At 61.7% G+C, this 3584-nt stretch carries 3 protein-coding genes; all 3 read left to right on the top strand.

The features are described 5' to 3' along the window. Positions 1-50 precede the first annotated feature (50 nt). Positions 51-971, top strand: coding sequence for a hypothetical protein (locus OC610_RS23375; protein WP_264431196.1), 921 nt, complete (start codon positions 51-53; stop codon positions 969-971). 19 nt (positions 972-990) lie between these two features. After that, the gene (locus OC610_RS23370; protein WP_264431194.1) at positions 991-2295 is read left to right on the top strand and encodes a hypothetical protein; all 1305 of its coding nucleotides are present in this window, start codon (positions 991-993) and stop codon (positions 2293-2295) included. Positions 2296-2298: 3 nt separating this feature from the next. Further along, positions 2299-3584: hypothetical protein (locus OC610_RS23365; RefSeq protein WP_264431192.1), on the top strand; the 1286-nt coding region annotated here is incomplete at its 3' end.

Here is a 3584-nt window from a genome sequence, read left to right as displayed (position 1 = left end):
AATGGACCGGGTGAGAAGTCAATCACCCGGCACTTCACAGGAGTGTCGATATGAAAACCAGTCTCATGAACCGGCTGTTGCTGTTGATCCTGCTGTTCAGCCCACCGCTCTTCGCCCAGGACAGCGGCGCGGTGTACTTCACCATGGGGGTGCACAACACCGAGGGCTGTAACGAACAGAACGGCAACTGTATTGCCAAACGCGCCCCGGGCGACCCTTCCGATCCGTTTTTCCCGGCGTTCTGGATCAGCGACTGGACGATGTACCGGGTGATGCATAACTACGAGAAGAACCCGCCGCCCTACAGCAATCCCCCCTCCACCCTGGCCCCGGCGGACTACACCGTCTCCCGAGGCACCAGCTACTACGACACCACCTATATCCCGCCGGATGGTGACGGCTTCGGCGCGATGATGGAGCACTACGAGAAATACTGCCTGCCGATCTTCCCGATCAAGAACAATAACTACACCTGCTCCTTCGTGTCCCTGGGCAACAAGGCCTACTTCCTGACCTACCCGCAGGATCGCCCCAAGGACATGCCGGCCTGCTGCATGTTCTCGCCGATGAACCATCCGCCACGGCAAGACTTTATCCAGCACCTGCCCTACAGCGCCGTGCGCAGCCAGAACCTCGACGGTAGCGTGCAGGCCTACGCGCTGGACCTTCAATCGCCCCAGGGTCCGATCCTGTTCGGCTATGCCTTCTACAAAAAGATGACGGGACAACCGCCCTACCGGCAGCCCCAGTCGTTCTTTTTCTCCGGTGACACCAGCGTCGCCAATGCGCCGATCGTCAGCCAGAACTATACCCAGTTCCGCATCGCCAAACCGGACCCGGCCCAGACCTGGGCCCAGGTGGCCGCGATGTGCCCGGCGAATCCGCCGCCCTGCCAGCTGTTCGAGCCGCCGGCTTCCCAGAGCAACGGGCAAAAGGCGCAGTGGAACAAACTCATGCAGCGCAAACCCTGACCTACGTCGAAGGATCGCCATGAATACTTCACTCCGTTTCACCCTGGTACTGCTGGGTCTGGCCAATTTTCCGGCGCTGGCCTTGGAACAATCCCAGGAGCACGCCATGCCACGGACGCAGGCCTCGAACCTGAATTGCCAACCTCCCAGTACCGCACCGGCCGCCAATGCCAGCCAGGATCTGTTCGATCAATACAGCTGGCAGCTCTTCATCGCCGTGAACTGGCCCGCCCAGGCGGGGCAGCGTGGTGATCCCGACTGCAGCAAGCAACCCGGAGATGCCGGCTACACCGTCTGGCAGACCTACAAGACCGTGGAGGAAACCTTCCTGCCACAGGGGGCCGATCCAGGCCCATGGAACTCCCCGCAACGTGCCAAGAGCCTGGGCATCATCAACATCGCCGCGCTGAAGAACAGCTCCCAGGTGAATGCCGTCGACCAGGCCGTCGGCGGCTGGCTCATCGACCAGGCCGGCAACCCGACCTACTACGACATCTCGGCCAACGAGACCTCCTATAACTACATCGTCGCCCATCAGTTCTACAACGCCGATGTGGTTTCCAAAGCCAACAACATCAACTTCCCCTACGGGGTCATCGAAGTGAAATCGAGCTGGCGCATCCTCACCCCAAAAGACAACGCCAGCCACTACCTGACCATGCTCGCGCGCGTGGCCACGTTCGACGAGCAAGGGCAGCGCACCGGGGTCACCGAGGCCTACCTGGGCCTGGTGGGGCTGCACCTCATCACCAAGGTGAACGGTTATCCGCAATGGATCTGGTCGACCTTCGAGCAGATCGACAACGTTCCGCCCAAAGTGCAGGTGAACGGGGTGTGGGTCGACCAGCCGGCCTCCGGGACGGCTTATTCCTACTTCAACCCCAGCGCTGCGCCAGCCACCCTCAACCAGTCGCCCTGCGACTGGCAGCCCCAGGGCGCACACCTGGTCTGCGTGCCCAAGCCCGGCACCACCTTCCAGACCCCCAACCCGTTGAACCGGTTCACCCCGATCGCCGAGATCACCCACGCGGTCAACACCCGCTACCGCAGCGACCCGGACCTGCAACGCAGCGTCCTGAAGTATTACCAGTTGATCACCACCCAGCGCCCATTGATGCCAGACAACCCCAGCAATCCGCTGGGCCAGCCGACACCCGCACTCTCGGCCAACGTGACCATGGAGAGCTATATCCAGCCCAACAGCAGTTGCATGAATTGCCATTCCATGGCGACACCGGTCAGGAGCCCCTACAAGTCCGACTACTCCTACCTGTTCAAATTCGCCAACGCGCCTGTCGGCAAAACCATCAAGGAAGAGGAATAGACCATGAGCATCCTGAACGGACCACGGCTGAACTTCTGGGGCGGCATCCGCACGGACGTCAGCCTGCCGAACAACTCGCCAACCATTCCCTACGATGGCAACGATGACTGGCCGCTCTTCGACCTGACCACCTCGACCCTGGCACCGGGCGCCGAACCCTACTCCGACGACCAACTGAACAATATGATCAATGCCCCCGCCGGCAACTACTACACCGCCGGTGGCTGGAATCACTACGGGCAACATGTCGTCGACATGCAGAACGCCTTGATCAGCTCCCAAGGCAACCCTGGCAGTATCACCACCACCGGCGACCTGGTGGGCCAGGCCGTCTACCTTCTCGGCTCGGTGGACCCGGTGACCGGCCAAGGCCCGGTTTCCGGCCCGATGATGGTGGACCTGGACCCCACCGCCTCGACGACCACGCAGATTTTCGTCGGTGGGCTGCAAATCGGTGGCAACGACAACGTCCAATTACTGATCCGCTACGACACCGTGTGCAGCAGTTTCGACGTCGCGGGACGTGTGCTGTTGCCGGCAAAAATGGATGCACCGGGCTCTTTTCACGCCAGCGGCACGTTTCAACTGACCTTCCCAATGAGCAGCATCGTCAGTTGGAACCAGAACAGCAGCGGCCTGCGCTCGATCATCCAGGCGCCGGGCGCGACAGGCATCGTCCTGCGTTTCGTCATGTTCGAAATGTGCCCGACGATGACCACCGAGCAACTGGACGCCGATTACGCCGCCGGCAAGTACACACCCAACCCGAGCATTGGCCGGGTCATCGGCACCCTGGCCCCGGCCTTCGCCGACGAGCCGCTGAACTGCCAGCCGGGCCGGCAACTGGTCAACCAGAGCACGGGCAATGCCGGTTATGCCGACCTGGACGGCACCGGTTACCTGAGCATCGACATGGTGAACGTCATACCGAAGGAAACCTTCCGGACCGTCAGGGACGACATCACCAGCCCCATCGGCCCCAACGCCAATTACGGGACAGTGACCATCAGCGCCGGCGCCACCACGTTGACGACCCTGGAGCCGACCAGCCGCTTTTTGTTCGATTACTACGTGTATGGCGGCATCGTCGACCTGCCCCTGACCTTCGATAAGCTGCAGGCGGTGAAGTCCAACGCCCTGGCCATCAGCGCGCCAGGCAAGGTGGCCGGGACCACGTTGCAAGCCACCGAATCGACATATCGGGTCTATGCCGACCAGCGCAACGTCTACCTGGAGGATTACCCCAACGGCCTGTCGATCACCCTGCAGGTCCGGTACCTGGGCGGCGC

The organism is Pseudomonas agronomica (genome assembly GCF_025917275.1).
Taxonomy (GTDB): domain Bacteria; phylum Pseudomonadota; class Gammaproteobacteria; order Pseudomonadales; family Pseudomonadaceae; genus Aquipseudomonas; species Aquipseudomonas agronomica.
This window is presented reverse-complemented; position numbering and strand designations above follow the sequence as displayed.

Coding starts and splice junctions, on each gene's coding strand:
- OC610_RS23375 (WP_264431196.1), top strand. CDS start 51: ATGAAAACCAGTCTCATGAACCGGCTGTTGCTGTTGATCCTGCTGTTC.
- OC610_RS23370 (WP_264431194.1), top strand. CDS start 991: ATGAATACTTCACTCCGTTTCACCCTGGTACTGCTGGGTCTGGCCAAT.